This window comes from Allobosea sp. RCC_152_1, assembly GCF_041360765.1.
Lineage (GTDB): Bacteria > Pseudomonadota > Alphaproteobacteria > Rhizobiales > Beijerinckiaceae > Allobosea > Allobosea spartocytisi.
Genome location: NZ_JBFUPU010000002.1, coordinates 442,471 through 459,176 on the forward strand (window position 1 = coordinate 442,471; position 16,706 = coordinate 459,176).

General features: G+C 68.3%; 17 protein-coding genes and 1 tRNA gene. 6 read left to right on the forward strand and 12 right to left on the reverse strand.

All coding sequences use genetic code 11. The features are described 5' to 3' along the window. Nucleotides 1–7: 7 nt before the first annotated feature. The 8 genes from flbD to AB6806_RS08515 all read right to left on the reverse strand — a co-directional run bounded on the left by flbD (nt 8) and on the right by AB6806_RS08515 (nt 7,942). Nucleotides 8–1,378 carry a sigma-54-dependent transcriptional regulator FlbD gene (gene flbD / locus AB6806_RS08480; protein ID WP_038359340.1) on the reverse strand — a complete coding sequence of 457 codons (1,371 nt, stop codon included), beginning with the start codon at nt 1,376–1,378 and terminating at the stop codon, nt 8–10. Between the two features lie 44 nt (nt 1,379–1,422). After that, the gene (gene fliN / locus AB6806_RS08485; RefSeq protein WP_038359342.1) at nt 1,423–1,773 is read right to left on the reverse strand and encodes a flagellar motor switch protein FliN; all 351 of its coding nucleotides are present in this window, start codon (nt 1,771–1,773) and stop codon (nt 1,423–1,425) included. Nucleotides 1,774–1,784: 11 nt separating this feature from the next. Then, nucleotides 1,785–2,384: a FliH/SctL family protein gene (locus AB6806_RS08490; protein ID WP_162737784.1), complete on the reverse strand. Its 600-nt coding sequence runs from the start codon at nt 2,382–2,384 to the stop codon at nt 1,785–1,787. Between the two features lies 1 nt (nt 2,385). Then, a complete protein-coding gene (fliG, locus tag AB6806_RS08495; protein ID WP_248312718.1) occupies nt 2,386–3,393 on the reverse strand; it encodes a flagellar motor switch protein FliG in 1,008 nt (335 codons plus the stop codon). Nucleotides 3,394–3,479: 86 nt separating this feature from the next. Then, nucleotides 3,480–5,177, reverse strand: a complete 1,698-nt coding sequence (gene fliF, locus AB6806_RS08500) for a flagellar basal-body MS-ring/collar protein FliF (protein WP_142021627.1) — start codon at nt 5,175–5,177, stop codon at nt 3,480–3,482. 200 nt (nt 5,178–5,377) lie between these two features. After that, nucleotides 5,378–5,653 carry a CtrA inhibitor SciP gene (gene sciP, locus AB6806_RS08505; RefSeq protein ID WP_038359348.1) on the reverse strand — a complete coding sequence of 92 codons (276 nt, stop codon included), beginning with the start codon at nt 5,651–5,653 and terminating at the stop codon, nt 5,378–5,380. 108 nt (nt 5,654–5,761) lie between these two features. Further along, nucleotides 5,762–6,427 carry a flagellar hook assembly protein FlgD gene (locus tag AB6806_RS08510; RefSeq protein ID WP_112762806.1) on the reverse strand — a complete coding sequence of 222 codons (666 nt, stop codon included), beginning with the start codon at nt 6,425–6,427 and terminating at the stop codon, nt 5,762–5,764. Nucleotides 6,428–6,442: 15 nt separating this feature from the next. Beyond that, a complete protein-coding gene (locus AB6806_RS08515; RefSeq protein ID WP_370954424.1) occupies nt 6,443–7,942 on the reverse strand; it encodes a flagellar hook-length control protein FliK in 1,500 nt (499 codons plus the stop codon). Nucleotides 7,943–8,176: 234 nt separating this feature from the next. Here AB6806_RS08515 and mnmA point away from each other — a divergent pair, with 234 nt between their 5' ends. The 6 genes from mnmA to AB6806_RS08545 all read left to right on the forward strand — a co-directional run bounded on the left by mnmA (nt 8,177) and on the right by AB6806_RS08545 (nt 13,002). Beyond that, the gene (mnmA, locus tag AB6806_RS08520; RefSeq protein WP_370954425.1) at nt 8,177–9,361 is read left to right on the forward strand and encodes a tRNA 2-thiouridine(34) synthase MnmA; all 1,185 of its coding nucleotides are present in this window, start codon (nt 8,177–8,179) and stop codon (nt 9,359–9,361) included. Between the two features lie 42 nt (nt 9,362–9,403). Continuing rightward, nucleotides 9,404–10,045 (forward strand): class I SAM-dependent methyltransferase, encoded by a 642-nt coding sequence (locus AB6806_RS08525; protein ID WP_370954426.1) that lies wholly within the window; start codon nt 9,404–9,406, stop codon nt 10,043–10,045. A 105-nt stretch (nt 10,046–10,150) separates the two neighbouring features. Next, a tRNA-Met gene (locus AB6806_RS08530) sits at nt 10,151–10,227 on the forward strand. A gap of 350 nt (nt 10,228–10,577) precedes the next feature. After that, nucleotides 10,578–11,864, forward strand: a complete 1,287-nt coding sequence (locus AB6806_RS08535) for a flavin-containing monooxygenase (RefSeq protein WP_370954427.1) — start codon at nt 10,578–10,580, stop codon at nt 11,862–11,864. 42 nt (nt 11,865–11,906) lie between these two features. Continuing rightward, entirely contained in the window at nt 11,907–12,323 is a 417-nt protein-coding gene (locus AB6806_RS08540; protein WP_133562759.1) for a RidA family protein, read from the forward strand. A 4-nt stretch (nt 12,324–12,327) separates the two neighbouring features. Further along, nucleotides 12,328–13,002: a DUF1028 domain-containing protein gene (locus AB6806_RS08545; RefSeq protein ID WP_133562757.1), complete on the forward strand. Its 675-nt coding sequence runs from the start codon at nt 12,328–12,330 to the stop codon at nt 13,000–13,002. A gap of 33 nt (nt 13,003–13,035) precedes the next feature. Here AB6806_RS08545 and AB6806_RS08550 read toward each other — a convergent pair whose 3' ends face one another. The 4 genes from AB6806_RS08550 to AB6806_RS08565 are packed head-to-tail and all read right to left on the reverse strand — an operon-like array spanning nt 13,036 to nt 16,706. Next, complete coding sequence (locus AB6806_RS08550) at nt 13,036–13,989, reverse strand: LysR family transcriptional regulator (protein WP_038360209.1); 954 nt, start codon at nt 13,987–13,989, stop codon at nt 13,036–13,038. Between the two features lie 48 nt (nt 13,990–14,037). Next, a complete protein-coding gene (argE, locus tag AB6806_RS08555; RefSeq protein WP_142021622.1) occupies nt 14,038–15,186 on the reverse strand; it encodes an acetylornithine deacetylase in 1,149 nt (382 codons plus the stop codon). A 16-nt stretch (nt 15,187–15,202) separates the two neighbouring features. Next, nucleotides 15,203–15,901: an ABC transporter ATP-binding protein gene (locus AB6806_RS08560; RefSeq protein ID WP_038359365.1), complete on the reverse strand. Its 699-nt coding sequence runs from the start codon at nt 15,899–15,901 to the stop codon at nt 15,203–15,205. After that, nucleotides 15,888–16,706 carry an ABC transporter ATP-binding protein gene (locus AB6806_RS08565; protein ID WP_142021621.1) on the reverse strand — a complete coding sequence of 273 codons (819 nt, stop codon included), beginning with the start codon at nt 16,704–16,706 and terminating at the stop codon, nt 15,888–15,890. Before AB6806_RS08565 ends, AB6806_RS08560 begins: the two co-directional genes overlap by 14 nt.

Below are 16,706 nucleotides of genomic sequence, written 5' to 3' on the forward strand. Positions count from 1 at the left end.
CTCCGGGTCAGGCCGCGCTGATGCGGGTCTGACCCGGCTCCGCTACGGGGATGCCGGAGGCGGTGTATTCGCCGAGCTTGTTGCGCAGCGTGCGGATCGAGATCCCGAGGATCTTGGCTGCATGCGTCCGGTTGCCCAGGCAATGGTCGAGCGTGTCGAGGATGAGCTCCCGCTCGACATCGGCGACGGTGTGGCCGACCAGGGAACGCGTCATCGCCTCCGCCGTCTGCGCGGCCCGGCCCGCGGCATCCCGCGAAACCGTGGCGGCAGGCCCGAGCGCCTCGCCTTCGGGCGTGAGGACAGCCGAGGCCGTGATCTCCGGCCCGCTCGCCAGCAGCACCGCGCGATGCATGGTGTTTTCCAGCTCGCGAACATTGCCCCGCCAGGCATTGGCCAGCAGCAGCTTGCGCGCGTCAGTCGCGATCGGCCGGGCCGGCAAGCCGTTCACCTCGGCGTATTTCTTTCCGAAATGCTCGGCGAGCGCCAGGATGTCGCCCGGCCGCTCGCGCAGCGCCGGCAGGCGCAGATGCACGACATTGAGCCGGTAGAACAGGTCCTCGCGGAAAGAGCCTTCGCGCACCGCATCCCCCAGATTGCGGTTCGAGGTCGCGATGATGCGGATATCGACCTTGACCGGCTGGGCGCCGCCGACGCGGTCGATCATCCGCTCCTGCAGGGCGCGCAGCAGCTTCGCCTGCAGACGGACATCCATCTCCGAGATCTCGTCGAGCAAGAGCGTGCCGCCATTGGCCTCCTCGAACTTGCCGACGCGGCGGGCGATGGCACCGGTGAAGGCGCCCTTCTCATGGCCGAACAGTTCGGATTCAAGCAGATTGTCCGGAATCGCTGCGCAGTTCACCGCGACGAAGGGCCTGTCCTTGCGGGCCGATTTCTGGTGCAGATGGCGCGCGATCACCTCCTTGCCGGTGCCGCTCTCGCCGGTGACGAGCACGGGCGCCTCCGAGCGCGCGATCTGCGAGGCGAGCTGGACGACGCGCTCCATCGCCGGGTCGCGCCAGATCAGGCTGGTCTGATCGGCCGCCACGGCCTCCAGCACGGCCGCGATCAGCTCCGGATCCGGCGGCAGCGGCACGTATTCGCGCGCGCCGGCCTGGATCGCGGCGACCGCCGCGCGGGCATCGGTCGAGGTGCCGCAGGCGATGATGGGCGTACGGATGCGCTCCGCTTCCAGCGCCGCCACATAGGCCGCGATCGGCTGCACCACGTCGATCATCAGCAGATCGGCGCCCTTGGCGCGCAGCACCGCGAGCGTCTGGTCGAGCCCTTCGGTATGGGTCACAGCCGCACCGTGCGACATCGCGATCTTGGCCGCGGCGATGATCTGTCCCTTGAGACCGCCGGCAATGATGAGGCGCATGGCTCAGGTCCTTTTGCTTGCTGTTCGTGAAGGCGGCCGCACGTTCACCGGTCCGCCTTGATGATTTCGGTCATGGTCACGCCGAGCCGCTCCTCCACGACGACGACCTCGCCGCGCGCCACCAGGCGCTCGTTGACGAAGATGTCGATCGCCTCGCCGACCCGCCGGTCGAGCTCCAGCACGGTGCCGGGCACGATCTGGAGGAGATCGCCGACCGCCACCTTCGAGGAGCCGAGCACGGCCGAAACCGTGACCGGCACGTCGAAGACCTGTTCCAGATCCTCCGCCGTCTTGACCGGCACCGGGCCCGAACGCGCAACCGAGGTATCGTTCTGATCGAACGACAGATCAGCCTGGTTGAGGGGCGGCAGATTGAGATCGTTCTGCTGGCTCATGGCTCAAACCTTCACTGCCCGGGACGGCTGCCACCGGGGAAAACACTGGCGACCGCCTGCTCGATCAGCGCCGAGAGCTGTTCGCCATCCATCACGAAGCCGCCTTCGGCCCATTCGATCCGCCCGTCGCCGGGGCGGATATCGGCTTCGCCCAGCACGATCAGGCGCCCGGCGAAGCCGTGCTCCCGCGTCATCCGCTTGACGAGCTCCTCCGCCGCCTCGACCGACGCCTCCGGGACGCGCAGGACGAGATGCGGCGCCTGCCGCGCATGGACGATGCATTCGCGCACGGCCTGCTCCAGCGCCGCCATCGGCTTCTCGGCCAGGGCCGCTCCGGCGAGCGCCTTCGCCGCAGCGAGAGCGACCTGCGCCGCCTGCTCCTCGATGGTGGCCATGCGCGCCGCCTCCAGCGCGAAGAGCCGCTCGGCCGAGCGCGCGAGCTGCCCCGCAAATCCGCTGAGCTGCCCCTCGGCCTCGTTGCGGCCCTGCTCCAGGCCGGCGTGGAACCCCTCGGCCCGGGCCGCGCCGAGATCGGCCTCGCTGGCGGCCTTGCGGCTGCCCTCGCGGAAGTCGGTCCCGAACATGAATTTCGTCGCGGTCGCCTTTGCCATCTCAGTACACCAACTCGTCTTCGGCATTGCCCTTCGACAGCACGATCTCGCCCTTGTCGGCGAGGTCCTTGGTCAACGTCACCAGCTTGGTCTGGGCCTCGTCGACCTCCTTGAGGCGCAAGGGACCCAGCCCTTCCATGTCGTCCTGCATGTTCTTGGCGGCGCGCTGGGACATGGCGCCGAAGAAGAAGTCGCGCATCGGCTGGCTGGCGCCCTTGAGCGCGCGCGCCAGGACGTCCTTGTCGACCTGCCGCATCAGCGTCTGCAACCCGGCGGGGTCGAGCTTGGCCAGATCCTCGAAGGTGAACATCAGGGCGCGGATGCGCTCGGCCGCTTCCTGGTTGGAGGCGTCGAGCGCGGACAGGAAGCGGATTTCCGTCTGCCGGTCGAAGCCGTTGAAGATCTCGGCCATCATCTCGTGCGGGTCGCGCCGGCGCGTCTGGGTCAAGGTCGAGACGAATTCGGTGCGCAGCGTGTTCTCGATATGGTCGAGCGCTTCCTTCTGCACGGATTCGAGCCGCAGCATCCGGCCGACCACCTCGATCGAGAGATCGCCGGGCAGGTTGCGCAGCACGTTGGCGGCATGCTCCGGCCGGATCTTGGACAGGATCACCGCGATGGTCTGCGGGTATTCGTTCTTGAGGAAGTTCGCGAGCACCACGGCATCGATATTGCCGAGCTTCTGCCACATGTTGCGGCCGGCCGGCCCGCGGATCTCCTCCATGATCAGGGCGACCTGATCGCTCGGCAGGATCTTCTCGAGCAGCGAGATGGTGCGGTCGAAGGAGCCGGTGACGGCGCCGGCGCTGGAGAGCTTGCCGACGAAGTCCAGCATCAGCCGCTCGACCTCGTCGGCATCGACGGTGCCGAGCTCGGCCATGGCGCGGGTGATGATGCGGATCTCGTCGTCGTCGAATTCCTGCCAGATCGTCTTGCCGTGCTCCTCGCCGAGAACGAGCAGGATCACGGCGGCGCGCTGCGGCCCGGTCATCTGGGCGATCGTCATCATGCCAAAGCCGCCGCCCTCGATGGCGTCGGGAAGGCCGGTGCTGCGTGTCGCGAGGGAGCGTGTGTCTGCCATGGTTCAGCGGCCCGTCATGCCGGTGCTCTCTCATGGATCCAGCTCCGCAGCACCGCGACCGAATCGGCCGGGTTCTGGGAGACGAGCGCGCCGATCTTCTCGACCGACTGCGCCTTGAGCTGGCCCTTGACCTGGGCGATGGCGAGCATGCGCTCCGAGGGCATCTCGACCTCGGACGAAACGAGCTCGCCATTCGGGCCGACCGTGGCCACGGCACGGCCGGGCACCGCCGGATCACCGGTGGGCTCGCCATCCGGCCCGACCAGCGTCCCGTTGCGCATGAAGCTCGGGATCGGCCGCACGCCAACGCTGTTGTCGGACGCAAGCACCTGCTTCAGCAGGGGACGCACGACGGTCATCAGAACGATCAGCGTGAGCAGCGAGATGACGCCGAGTTCGGCGAAGCGGACGAGGTCCTCGCGGCTGAACGACAGGAGCTGCTGCATCAGCGTCGGCTCGGTCAGGTCGCCCGGAACCTGCGGCGCCTCGGCGAAGCGCAGATTGACGACCTCGACCTTGTCGCCGCGATTCTGGTCGAAGCCGACGGCGGTGCGCACCAGCTCGCTGATCCGGTCGAGCTCCTCGTTGCCGCGCGGCTGATAGGCCATCTCGCCGTTCTGGCCGCGGTTGTAGTTGCCGTCGACGAGCACGGCCACGGAGAGCTTCTTGATGCGCCCGCCTTCCTGCAGCTCCGTGCGGGTCGTCTTCGAGATCTCGTAATTCACCACCTCCTCGTTCTTCGAGGAGGAATCGCGCTGGTTCTGCTGCGCGCCGTTCGTCTGCTGCGCGCCGGGGAGTTCGTTGCCGACGGTGACGGTGCCGTTGCCGCCCTCGGCCGTCGCCGAGGCCTCGGTGCGGTTCTGGCTGGAGCGGACGACGCGGCTTTCCGGGTCGAAGCTCTCGGAACGGCTCTCGACCCGGTTCGCATCGAGCGTGGCCGAGACCTGCACCCGCGCCCGGCCGGAGCCGACCACGCCAGCGACGATATCCTCGACCTGCGACTTGATGCGCTTCTCGATCGCGGTCTGGCGCTCGTCGAGGCCGAGCCCCAGAATGCTCTGCTCGTCCCGGGCGCCGTCGGCCAGCAGCCGTCCGCGCTCATCGACGATCGAGACGCGCTCCGGCTTCAGCCCGTCCACGGCGGAGGCGACGAGATGGCGGACCGCCCGGACCTGGGCGGCATCGAGATCGCCGGCGAGCTTGAGCGCAATCGAGGCGCGCGGCGGCTCGCGGTCACGCTCGAACAGGCGCCGCTCGGGAATGACGAGATGCACGCGCGCCGCCTGCACCCGGCCAATCGAGCGGATGGTGCGCGACAGCTCGCCCTCCAGCGCGCGCAGATGGTTGATGTTCTGCACGAAACTGGTGGAGGAGAAGGCGTCGCCCTTGTCGAAGATCTCGTAGCCGACGCCGCCGCCGGCCGGGATGCCCTTGCCGGCGAGGTCGAGCCGCAGGCGCGGCACGTCGTCCTTGGGCACCAGCACCGTCTGCCCGTCGCCGCGCAATTCGTATTTGATCCCGCGCGCGTCGAGATCCTTGAGGATCGCGCTCGTGTCCTGGCTGGAGAGATCGGAGAACAGCACGCTCATCGCCGGCTGCGACATCTTGAGCATGACGAAGCCGAAGAAGCCGACGAGCACGAGCGTGACGGCCAGCATCGCCGCCAGACGCGCCGCACCGAATTTCGCAAACTGCTCGATAAGCCCGCTCACGCCGCCATCCGTTCCACAAAGCCGCGGGGGCTGCGCGAGTTGCGCCGCCCACTAGGCAAGTTTTTCCCAGCGCATGGTTAGCGGGCGGTTAATTTTTGCCCCCATCCCATTAATCATTTGACGAGCCGGGGCCGGCGCAGACGAAAAAGGCGCCGGTCCGGAGACCGACGCCCTGAAAAACGGGGGAGGATGCCGCCGGCTTACTGGCGGTAGTGCTGGATGCGGGTCGTGCGCAGACCGGCGAGCCCATGCTGGTCGATCGACATCTGCCAGCTCAGGAACTCATCGACCGTCAGAGTGTAACGCTGGCAGGCTTCCTCGAGGCTGAGCAGGCCGCCGCGAACCGCCGCGACCACCTCCGCCTTGCGCCGGATGACCCAGCGCCTTGTATTCATCGGCGGGAGATCCGCGATCGTCAGCGGACTTCCGTCCGGTCCGATCACGTATTTAACCCGCGGTCGCAATGGCTCGGTCATGGTACACTCACACAACTCAACAGAGCTACTGAAGGCGAGCCTAACCTTCCGGTTTTAAGATTTACCTAAAACGATCGCGCGGGATGTCCGCGTCTGATTCGCGCCACCTCACTCGGACCGGGTGACGCTCTTCACCTTGTCGAGCGGCACGCTGATGGAGCCGATCTTGAGGCTTGGAATCGAGGTGGTGAAATCGACGCCGTCGACCACGCCGCTGATCTGCGTCTTCACCGTCAGGCTTTGCCCCGCAACGCTCGTGCCCTGGATGCTGACGGTATAGGCGCCGTCCGGCGCCTTCGTGCCGATCGAGGTCGTCCCGTCCCAGCCCAGGCTCTGGTCGCCGGCCGCGAGGCTGCGGGTCATCGTCTGCACGACGCTGCCGTTCGAATCCTTGATCGTGATCGTGGCCTGGCCGGCAGCCGAGGAATTGACCTTCCAGGACGCGTTGCCGTCCTTCAGGAGAGCGGTCGCTCCGTCCGCCGTGATGTTGGAGCCGACGAAGCTGACCGCATTCGTCGCCGTGCCGGCCGCGCTGAGGCTCAGCAGCGAGCCCAGCGTATCGTTGGTCTTGAGCTGCTGCTCGACGCCGGCGAACTGCACGAGCTGTGCGGTGAACTGGTTGGTGTCCATCGGGTCGAGCGGCGACTGGTTCTTGAGCTGCGTCGTCAGCAGCAGCAGGAACTGGTCGAAATTGCCCGCGATCGAACTGCTGCTCGAGGAGCTGCTCGACGTATTCGAAGAGCCCGAAGACCCATCCACACCTGAAACGGCCATGTTGTCTGTCCTCGCTCAGATGCTGAGATCGACGCCGCCGAGCCGCACGAGGCGGCGCTGCGGCAAGGGTGTCGTGGGAAGAACGGCATCGTCGCCGGCCTCGGCAAGGGAAGGCTGGCGCGAACGCTGCGGCGCCTCCTCCTGCTGGCGATGCTGCCGGAAGGCGGATTGGTCGGACGGATCGCGCAGGCTGATATCGATGCCGCTATCGGAGGGCTTGAGCCCCGCCTGCTCGAAGGCCCGCTCCAGCGTGCGCGCATCGCGCTGCAGCAGATGCAGGGTCTCGACGCGGTCGACGACGAGCCGGGCGCTGACCTCGCCCTTGTCGGAAATGGAGAGATTGACGTCGACGCGCCCGAGTTCGTCGGGATCGAGCCGGATATCGAATTGCCGGGCGCCCGAAAGCGCGCGCAGGCCGATCTCGATCGGCACGACATGCAGGGGCGTCGCCGGGAGCGCGGCCTGACCTGCTCCGGACGGCAGGGCGGGGTTCGGCGTGGCAGCAGCCTGGTCGAGCGGCGACAGGGAGTGGACCGTCCCGGTCCCCCCCACCGCCTGCTGGACCAGCGCGGTAAGGTCGATCGGTGCCAGCGCCTGCTGCACGGCTTCGGCCGGCTTGGCTTCGCCGGCGACGACGGCAGCGCCCTGGGCAGGAAGCCCTTGCGCGGCATCCGCCTTCGCACCGCCAGCAGCCGCATCGGCGGGCTTGTGGGCCTGCCCGGCATGCTGCGAAGTTTCGCCGGGCGTCGCAGGCGTGGCTCCGGTCAGCGCGGCGCCGAAAGCCGGCTTGCCCGCCGACGCATCGGCACTGCCGGCCTGAGCCGCAAGGGCGCGCTCGGCCTGGAGCTGGGCCTTCGTGACGGGCCCCGCTCCGACCGGCACGGCTCCGCCTTTCGCAGCCGCGGCCTCGTCCGGCTTCTCGCCGCCAGCCGTCGCTGCGGGCAAGGACAGCGACAGGACTGCCGCGACCGGCTGCGGGACAGGCTTTTGATCCACCAGCGCAGTCGCCGCTTCGCCGGAAACCTTGTCGCTGGCGTCCTTGTCCGCAGATGCCGCCTCCGCGCCTTCGGCTTTCTCGTCCTTGTTCTCGCCGGCCTTCTTGCCGCCCTTTTCTCCGGCTTCCGCCGTTCCGGTGGCCTTGCCCTCGATCTCGCCCTCGGGCGAGGCGCCCTGCCCCTGCGCGGCGGCAAGGAGCTCGGCCAGCGTGCCGATGAAGGAATCCGGCTGGACGGGCGGAGAGCGCGTCGGTGTCGCCGCGTCGGCAGATTCCTGGGCCTTGCCGGGCTTGCCGGCCGTCACCTCCGCCGCGGCCTTCGCGTCCTGCGGTTGAGTTGCAGCCCGCGTGCCGTCGACAGCCGCACCCTTCTTCGGCTCCGGCGAGCGCGACGAAGCGTCGGCTGTCTCCGGCAGGGAGAAGCCCTCGCCGCTTCCGGCAGCGCCGGCCTCGGCAGGACGGCGGCGCGGCGCCGGCGTCTCCTTGGCGGGCGAGGTGTTGAACACGGTTTCGACAGGCATGAACGGTTCCGCAACGCGGGCAAAGGGCACCCGCTTGCGGTCAGCAAGTTGCGCGCCAGAGGCAGCCGCCTATATTTCAATGGCTTAGCCCGTCACGTCCTGCGTTTCCGGCGGCAGAATCCGCCTTTGCCCTTCATCGGGCCGGCAGGATTTGCCGATCGCGCTGGCCGCAGGCGGCCAAAGCCGATATAGAACCGCAACCGCGCGAAACGCGCTCCTGAACCTCGATCCCGAATGACCACGGCCCTCAACTCCCTCGATATCGCCAAGCCGCCCTCGGCCACGCGCGTGGTCGCGGCGATGTCGGGCGGCGTGGATTCCTCGGTCGTGGCCGCGTTGCTGAAGCGTGAGGGCTATGACGTGGTCGGCGTCACGCTGCAGCTTTACGATCACGGCGCGGCCGTCCATCGGGCGGGCGCCTGCTGCGCCGGCCAGGATATCCATGATGCCCGCCGCGTCGCCGAGACCATCGGCATCCCGCACTATGTGCTGGATTACGAGAGCCGCTTCCGCGACGCGGTGATCGAGCGCTTCGCCGAGAGCTATCTCGCCGGCGAGACGCCGATCCCCTGCGTCGAGTGCAACCGGACCGTGAAGTTCCGCGACCTGCTCGATCTGGCGAAGGAACTCGGCGCCGATGCGCTGGCGACCGGCCATTACGTCGTCAGCCGCGATCTCGGCGATGGCCATCGCGGCCTGTTCCGCGCCGCCGACATGAATCGCGACCAGAGCTATTTCCTCTATGCCACGACGCAGGAGCAGCTTGACCTGCTGCGCTTCCCGCTGGGCGGCATCGACAAGGCGCAGACCCGCGCGCTCGCCGCCGAGCTCGGGCTCGCCATCGCCGACAAGCCCGACAGCCAGGACATCTGCTTCGTCCCGAACGGCCGCTACGCCGATGTGATCGAGCGGCTGAAGCCCGGCGCCGCCCGCCCCGGCGAGATCGTCCATCTCGACGGGCGCGTGCTCGGCCAGCATGACGGCGTGCTCCACTACACCGTCGGCCAGCGCAAGGGCTTGCGGCTCAGCGCCGCCGAGCCGCTTTACGTTCTGCGGCTCGATGCCGATGGCGCCCGCGTCATCGTCGGTCCGCGCGAGGCGCTGAGCGTGCGCGAGGTCCGCCTGCGTGATCTCAACTGGCTCGGCGGCATGGCGCTCGACGCGCTTCCGCCGGAAGGGCTCGACGTTGCCGTGCGCGTCCGCTCGACGCGTGCGCCGCGCGAGGCGCGGCTCTTCCGCGACGACGAGGGGCTGCGCATCGAGCTCGCCACCGATGAGGAAGGCGTCTCGCCCGGCCAGGCCTGCGTCATCTATACCGATGCCGGCCCCGGAGCGCAGGTGCTCGGCGGCGGCACGATCCTGCGCCGGCCGCTCGCCATGCCCGCCTCGCCCTCCGCGGCGGCGCTCGCCTTGTCCTGACGCAGCGGTCGCGTCGCTCACCTTGCCTGTTCGGAATCGTCGATGCCGGTGACAGATCACCTCGAAACCCAGAAGCGCGCCTATGCCACCTGGGCCAAGTTCTACGACAAGATCTATCAGCGCATGCTGTCCCGGCCGCAGCGCGAGGCCGTGGCGGCGGCTTGCGCCTGCGGGCCCGAGATTCTCGAGATCGGCGTCGGCACCGGGCTGACCCTGCCCTATTTCACGCCGGAATCCCGCGTCGTCGGGGCCGATCTCTCGCTCGACATGCTGAAGGTCGCGAACCGCAAGGTCGCTTCCGGCGGCCTTGCCCATGTTCGCGGCCTGACCGTGATGGATGCCTGCCGGCTGGGCTTCGAGGCGGAGCGCTTCGACGCGGTGACGGCGCAATTCGTGATCACGCTCGTCCCTGACCCCGAGCAGGCGCTGGCCGAGATGGACCGTGTGCTGAAGCCGGGTGGCGAGATCGTCATCTCGAGCCGCCTCGTCGACGATGGCGGCGCGCTCGCGCCCTTCTGGGCGGCCGTGGCGCCGCTGGCGCGGGCGATCGGCTGGAGCAGCGACTTCAAGGTCAGCCGCCTGACGGACTGGGCGGCGCGGACCGGGCGCTACGACACGGTCCATATCGGCCGCGGCTATTTCAAGGTCGTGCGGCTGCGCAAGCGCGCCTCGCTCCCGGCCTGATCCGGCTCTCGCGGGATAATCCCGGACGAGGCTTGACGAGGGCCGCCCCCGCCCCCTATACCGCGCCCCTGTGACGGGTCGCCGACGGCGACGGCCGGAACATGTGGCGGGGTAGCTCAGCTGGTTAGAGCAGCGGAATCATAATCCGCGTGTCGGGGGTTCAAGTCCCTCTCCCGCTACCATCGGCCCCCCCGACCGTTTTGTCGGGAAGTGGGCGCCGCCGACGAGCTTCGTCAGGTGGCCTTTCAATCGAGATCTCTGGATCCTTCCCGGCCTCGGCCGAATGAACCGTCACTGTCGCGATCAGGTCGCGCAGGGCGGTTTCGTCTCCTCTCCGTGAAGCGCACATGAGCGCAGGCCGAGCCATCCTTCTTCCCTGAGCGCTTCACCGCGCCCTGGCGATCCGACCGTTTCAGCGCTTCCTAAGCACTGCCGCAAGATTTCGTATTTTTCCAGGCTCGGGCCGCCCTCTAGACCAATGCCGTAGCGCGCCTCCTCGCGCGGAAGCTTTCGAGATCGGCAAGGGCGGATAATGTCAGTTGAGAAGGTCGATACGCTCGTCATCGGCGCCGGCCAGGCGGGGCTCGCCATGAGCGAGCATCTGGGCCAATGCGGCGTGCCCCATCTCGTCCTGGAGCGGCAGCGTATCGCCGAGCGCTGGCGTTCGGAGCGTTGGGATTCCCTCGTCGCCAACGGACCCGCCTGGCATGATCGCTTCCCGGGCATGACCTTCGCCGATGTCGAAGGCGGCGTCGGCCCGGACGACTTCCCCGGCAAGGAAACGGTCGCCGATTATTTCGTCGCCTATGCGAAGAAGATCGCGGCGCCGATCCGCTGCGGCGTCGAGGTTCTGAAGGTCGAACGCAATGCCGGCCGTTCCGGCTTCCGCGTCGAGACGTCGGACGGCGTGATCGAGGCCGAGCGCGTCGTCGCCGCGACCGGCCCCTTCCAGACGCCGGTGATCCCTGCCGTGGTGCCGGCGGAGACCGACATCCTGCAGATGCACTCCACCGGCTATCGCAATCCCGCCCAGTTGCCGGCAGGCGCCGTTCTGGTCGTGGGCTCCGGCTCCTCCGGCGCGCAGATCGCCGAAGAGCTGATGCAGGCGGGGCGGCGCGTCTATCTCTCGGTCGGCCCGCATGACCGGCCGCCGCGGGCCTATCGCGGCCGGGATTTCTGCTGGTGGCTGGGCGTGCTCGGCAAATGGGACGCCGCGGCGCGCGAACCCGGCAAGGAACATGTCACCATCGCCGTCAGCGGCGCGCAGGGCGGCCACACCATCGACTTCCGCCGCCTCGCCGCGCAGGGCATGATCCTGGTCGGACGCACGGAATCCTGTGCGGACGGCGTCATCCGCTTCGCTCCCGATCTCGTCGAGAACCTGCGGGCGGGCGACGAGAACCACGACGCTCTGCTCGACGAGGCAGACGCCTATGTCGCCCGCAACGGCCTCGATCTTCCCGAGGAGCCGCAGGCGCGCGTCAGGGTTCCGGATGCCGACTGCATCGCCCGGCCGATCCTGTCGCTCGATCTCGCGGACGCCGGCATCGGCACGATCATCTGGGCGACGGGCTTCCTCGCCGATTATGGCTGGATGCAGGTCGACGCGTTCGACGAGAGCGGCAAGCCCAGGCACCAGCGCGGCGTCTCCTCCGAGCCCGGCATCTACTTCCTCGGCCTGCCCTGGCAGTCGCGGCGCGGCTCCAGCTTCATCTGGGGGGTCTGGCACGATGCGAAATACGTCGCCGACCAGATCGTGATCCAGAGGCAATACATGGCCTATCATGAGGCCGCCCAGCGCGCGTTCGAACCGGCCTGACCGCTACGACCAACGAAACCCAGAGTTCCGACGGAGGCCGACATGGCGCATACCCGCATCCGCAAGTTCAACACCAGGGACACCTATCCCGAGCAGAAGCTCGACAACGACCTCGCCCAGGCGGTCGTCACCCAGGGCGGCAAGATCGTCTGGCTGCGCGGCCAGTGCCCGCAGAACCTCGACGATGCCAAGAACATCGACAGCCACGACCCGGTCGAACAGACCCATAAGGTCATGCAGAACATCAGGCAGCTGATCGAGGAGGCCGGCGGCTCGATGGAGCATCTGGTCAAGGTCGTGGTCTACATCACCGATGTCCGCCATCGCGAGGCGGTCTACCGCACCATGGGCGAGTACATCAAAGGCGTGCATCCGGTCTCGACCGGGCTCGTGGTGCAGGCGCTCGCCCGGCCGGAATGGCTCGTCGAGATCGACGGCACCGCCGTGATCCCGGAGTGATCGCATGACCTTCTCGCTGGTCGCCCGCTGCGCCCGCACCGGCATGTTCGGGGTCGCGATCTCCTCCTCCTCGCCGGCGGTCGCGGCGCGCTGCGCCTATGCGCGCGCCGGTGTCGGGGCCGTGGCCTCGCAGAACGTCACCGACCCGACGCTGGGCCCGCTGGCGCTCGACCTGATGGAAGGCGGCATGCGCGCCACGGACGCCATCGCCGAAGTCCGCAGGCGCGGGAAATTCATCGAGTACCGGCAGGTGCTGGCGGTCGACCGCGACGGCGAGACGGCGATCCACTCCGGCCCGAACTCGCTGGGCATCTGGACACAGGCGCAGGCCCGTGACGTCGCTTCCGGCGGCAACCTTCTCGCCAATGACGGCGTGCCGCAGGCGATCGTCGACGGTTTCCTCGCCTCCACCGGCCATCTCGGCGACAGGCTGATCGCCGCGATGCGGGCGGGCCTTGCCGCCGGTGGCGAGGCCGGCCCGGTCCATTCGGCGGGGATGAAGATCGTCGACAAGGTCAGCTGGCCGGTCGCCGATCTGCGCTGCGACTGGACGGAAGATTGCCCGATCGAGGCGGTGGCGACGGCCTGGGAGGTCTACAAACCGCAACTCGACGCCTATATCCAGCGCGCGCTCGATCCGCGGCAGGCGCCCTCCTACGGCGTTCCCGGAGACGAATGAGCGCCCAGCCATCGCCTGCTGGCTTCAGTTAGGTCAAGGCTCGATACGCGGCCGGTCGGTCATCACCGGCGCGATCATGCCGGGGATGTAGGCGCGCGAGATGCACGCTTCGCAATGCGCCTGGAAAGCCTCGATCAGCTTGGACTTGGCGAGCGCCGCCAGCGTCGCGACGCCGATGGTCATCGGGCGGTGCTGGCCGGCGAGCCGGACCGAGACCAGCCTGCGCCCGTCGAGCGACTGATCCGAGCGCGGCCGGACGTTGAACAGCGAATAGCCGACGCCATTGGCGACCAGGGCCCGCACCAGATCGGGATGGGCCGAACGCGCCACGATCGTCGGCACCACGTCGGCCGTCATGAACAAGGCGAGGAAATATTCGCGGCTCAGCGGGAGGTCGAGCAGCACGAGCGGCTGGTCCGCGAGCTCCGCGAGGGTGACAGCGCTCTGGCGCGCCAGCGGATGCGTATCCGCCACGATGATATGGGGCGGCAGGCTGACCAGCGGCGCAAACGCGATGTCGTCGGGCAATTGCAGATCATAGGTCAGCGCCACGTCGACCTCGGAGCGACGCAACCCCCTCAGCAGATCCTCCTGATTGCCCTCGACATAGCGGATCGTGGTCTCGGGGAAGGCGGCGACGAAACTGTTGCTCAGCTCCGGCACCAGCATCGGCGCCAGCGTCACCATGCAGCCCAGAGAGAGCGTGCCCCGCACGGTCCCGGTCGTTTCCGAGGCGACGGTGTAGAGGCTCTCGGCCTGGGCCACGACCCGCTTCGCCTCGCTCAACAGCGCGCGGCCGACCGGTGTCAGCGACAGGCCCTGGGCGTGATGGCGGATGAAGAGCTGCGCGTTCAGCTCCCGCTCCAGATGCGAGATCGCGGTCGAGATCGAGGGCTGCGAGATATGGATCATCTCGGAGGCGACGGTGATGCTGCCCGTCTCGCCGGCCGCGATGAAATATTCGAGTTGGCGCAGGGAGAACCGCATCGCGACAGCATAAAGCACGGGAGAAGCTGGCCCGCAAAGCGGAGCACCTCAGGCCGCGATCCGCCCGAGCAGCCGGTCCATCATCCGGTCGCAGGCGGCGAGCTGATCGAGCGCGATGAACTCGTCGGCCTTGTGCCCCTGCTCCATCGAACCCGGCCCACAGACCAGCACGGGAATACCGAGACGCTGCGAGAACAGCCCCCCTTCCGTACCGAAAGCGACCTTGCGCAGCACGCTCTCGTCCAGGATCCCGCGCAAGAAGGCGACCGCCTCGGAGGATGCCGGCGTCGCCAGCCCGGGATAGTCGTTCAGCCGCTCGAAGCCGATATCGGCCTGCGGAAAGCGCGCCCGCTGCGCAGCGACGAGGGTGGCCGCCTCGTCCATCAGCCGGGTCAGGATCGCCTCGGGATCGTCCTCGGCGACGTTGCGGATCTCGAAATCGACCGTGCAGCGCTCCGGCACGATGTTGAGCGCGGTCCCGCCCTCGATGCGCCCGGCATGCAGCGTCGTGTAGGGGATGTCGTAATCTCGGTCGCGCGGGCCGTCCCGCTCGATCTCGCCTTGCAACCCGCGCAGCGCGCCGACGAAGTCGCAGGCGAGATGGATCGCGTTCAGGGCGTTGGGCGCCAGGGCGGAGTGCCCGGTGACGCCGCAGCAAGTCGCCCGTGCCGCGAGCTTGCCCTTATGCCCGGTCGCGATCGCCATCGAAGTGGGCTCGCCGATGATCGCGAGCCGTGGCCGCAGCGGCCGTGCCGCCAGCCGGTCGATCAGCGAGCGCACGCCGACGCAGCCGATCTCCTCGTCATGGCTGAAGGCGAGATGGAGCGGGGTCTCGAGCTTCCGCGTCGCAGCGCGCGCGGCGAGCGCCAGCGCCGAGGCGACGAAGCCCTTCATGTCGGCCGCGCCGCGCCCATAGGCGCACCCGTCCGCAACCCGCAGCCGGAACGGGTCGTGGCTCCAGCCCTGGCCGTCGACCGGCACGACGTCGGTGTGGCCCGACAGCATGACGCCCGGCCGATCCTTCGGGCCGATGGTGGCGAAGAGATTGGCCTTGCGCCCGTCCTCGGCCTCGACGATCTCGCTCTCGATGCCGTGCCCGGCGAGGAAGCCGCGCACGAAATCGATCAGCGGCCGGTTCGGATCGCGACTGACCGTGGCGAAACCCACCAGCCTGTCGAGGATCGCCAGCGTGTCCATGACCACCCCGTCCGGTTCAAAGATAGAGATGCCGGACGGCGTCGCTGCCGAGCAGCTCGGCGGCGCTGCCCGCCGCCACGACCCGCCCCTTGGTGAGCAGGATGCCGCGATGGGCGATGGAGAGCGCCATCTCGGCGTTCTGCTCGATCAGCAGCACGGTCGTGCCGCCGCGGTTCACCGCCGCGACCGTGTCGAAATATTCGTCGATCAGCTTCGGCGACAAGCCCAGCGAGGGCTCGTCCATGATCACGAATTTCGGCTTGCCGACGAGCGCGCGCGCCAGCGCCACCATTGCCTGCTCGCCGCCCGAGAGCGTGCCGGCGCGCTGCCGGATGCGCTCCCGCACCCGCGGGAACAACTCCAGCATCTCCTCCAGCCGCTCCTCGAAGCCGGCCTGGTGCCCCTGCGCCTCATAGCCGAGGCGGATGTTGTCACGGACGGAAATGTCGCCGAACAGGCGCCGCCCCTCCGGCACGAAGCCGACGCCGAGCGCGCTGAGCGCTTCCGTGCGCGAGCCCTTGAGATCCTGTCCCATGATCGCAATGCGCCCGCGCGCCAGCGGCAGCAGCGCCGAGATGGCCCGGAAGATCGTGGTCTTGCCCGCCCCGTTGGGCCCGAGGATGCAGACCAGCTCGCCCGGCTCGACATTGAGCGAGACGTCCCGCAGCATCGCCACGACGCCGTAATTGGTGTCGACGTTCTCAAGCCTGAGCATGCTGCGCTCCCTTCCGGCCGAGATAGGCTTCCTGCACGCGCGGGATCAGGCGGACCTCCTCATAGGTGCCCTCGGCGAGCTTCTGCCCGTAATCGAGGACGAGCACCCGCTGCGGCAGCGACGCGATCAGGCGCATGTCGTGCTCGATGATCATGAGGGCGAGCTCCGGCCGCTCGGCGCAGACCGAGCGGATATCGTCCATCAGCGCGTCGGTGTCGGAATCGTCCATGCCCGAGGATGGCTCGTCGAGCAGCAGCACCTTGGGCTCGCTGGCCAACGCGCGCGCGATCTCGAGACGCCTGCGGTCGGCCTGCGGCAGTTCCCCAGCCGGCCGGTGGCGCTGGGCGTGGAGCTCGCGGGAGACCGCCTTGAGCAGGCGCTCGGCCAGTTCCGCCGCCGCGTCGAGCTCGGCCTCGGCCTTTCGGCGGTTGAAGATGGCCTCGAAGATCCCGGTCTTCATATGGGTGTGGCGGCCGATGATGACGTTGTCGAGCACCGAGAGGTCGGCGAAGAGCCGGCTCGACTGGAAGGTCCGCGCGATGCCCTTGGCGACGATGCGATGGGCCGGCTGCCCGTTGAGCAGCTCGCCCTCCAGCCTGACCTCGCCTGAGGACGGAACGTACAGCCCGGTGATGATGTTGAGCAGGGTCGACTTGCCGGCCCCGTTCGGGCCGATGATGCCCAGCACCTCGCCCTTGCGCAGCGAGAAGTCGACCTCGGCCATGGCGACCAGGCCGCCGAAGCGCATGGTCAGATCCTTGCCCTCGAGCAGGGCCCGGCTTTCTGGAATGACTGGCGCGTTCAT

Coding starts and splice junctions, on each gene's coding strand:
- fliG (WP_248312718.1), bottom strand. CDS start 3,393: ATGATGACGATCGCCCAGATGACCGGGCCGCAGCGCGCCGCCGTGATC.
- AB6806_RS08510 (WP_112762806.1), bottom strand. CDS start 6,427: ATGGCCGTTTCAGGTGTGGATGGGTCTTCGGGCTCTTCGAATACGTCG.
- fliN (WP_038359342.1), bottom strand. CDS start 1,773: ATGAGCCAGCAGAACGATCTCAATCTGCCGCCCCTCAACCAGGCTGAT.
- AB6806_RS08540 (WP_133562759.1), top strand. CDS start 11,907: ATGGCGCATACCCGCATCCGCAAGTTCAACACCAGGGACACCTATCCC.
- AB6806_RS08545 (WP_133562757.1), top strand. CDS start 12,328: ATGACCTTCTCGCTGGTCGCCCGCTGCGCCCGCACCGGCATGTTCGGG.
- AB6806_RS08490 (WP_162737784.1), bottom strand. CDS start 2,384: ATGGCAAAGGCGACCGCGACGAAATTCATGTTCGGGACCGACTTCCGC.
- mnmA (WP_370954425.1), top strand. CDS start 8,177: ATGACCACGGCCCTCAACTCCCTCGATATCGCCAAGCCGCCCTCGGCC.
- AB6806_RS08565 (WP_142021621.1), bottom strand. CDS start 16,706: ATGAACGCGCCAGTCATTCCAGAAAGCCGGGCCCTGCTCGAGGGCAAG.
- AB6806_RS08560 (WP_038359365.1), bottom strand. CDS start 15,901: ATGCTCAGGCTTGAGAACGTCGACACCAATTACGGCGTCGTGGCGATG.
- sciP (WP_038359348.1), bottom strand. CDS start 5,653: ATGACCGAGCCATTGCGACCGCGGGTTAAATACGTGATCGGACCGGAC.
- flbD (WP_038359340.1), bottom strand. CDS start 1,378: ATGCGCCTCATCATTGCCGGCGGTCTCAAGGGACAGATCATCGCCGCG.
- AB6806_RS08515 (WP_370954424.1), bottom strand. CDS start 7,942: ATGCCTGTCGAAACCGTGTTCAACACCTCGCCCGCCAAGGAGACGCCG.
- AB6806_RS08550 (WP_038360209.1), bottom strand. CDS start 13,989: ATGCGGTTCTCCCTGCGCCAACTCGAATATTTCATCGCGGCCGGCGAG.
- AB6806_RS08535 (WP_370954427.1), top strand. CDS start 10,578: ATGTCAGTTGAGAAGGTCGATACGCTCGTCATCGGCGCCGGCCAGGCG.
- argE (WP_142021622.1), bottom strand. CDS start 15,186: ATGGACACGCTGGCGATCCTCGACAGGCTGGTGGGTTTCGCCACGGTC.
- AB6806_RS08525 (WP_370954426.1), top strand. CDS start 9,404: ATGCCGGTGACAGATCACCTCGAAACCCAGAAGCGCGCCTATGCCACC.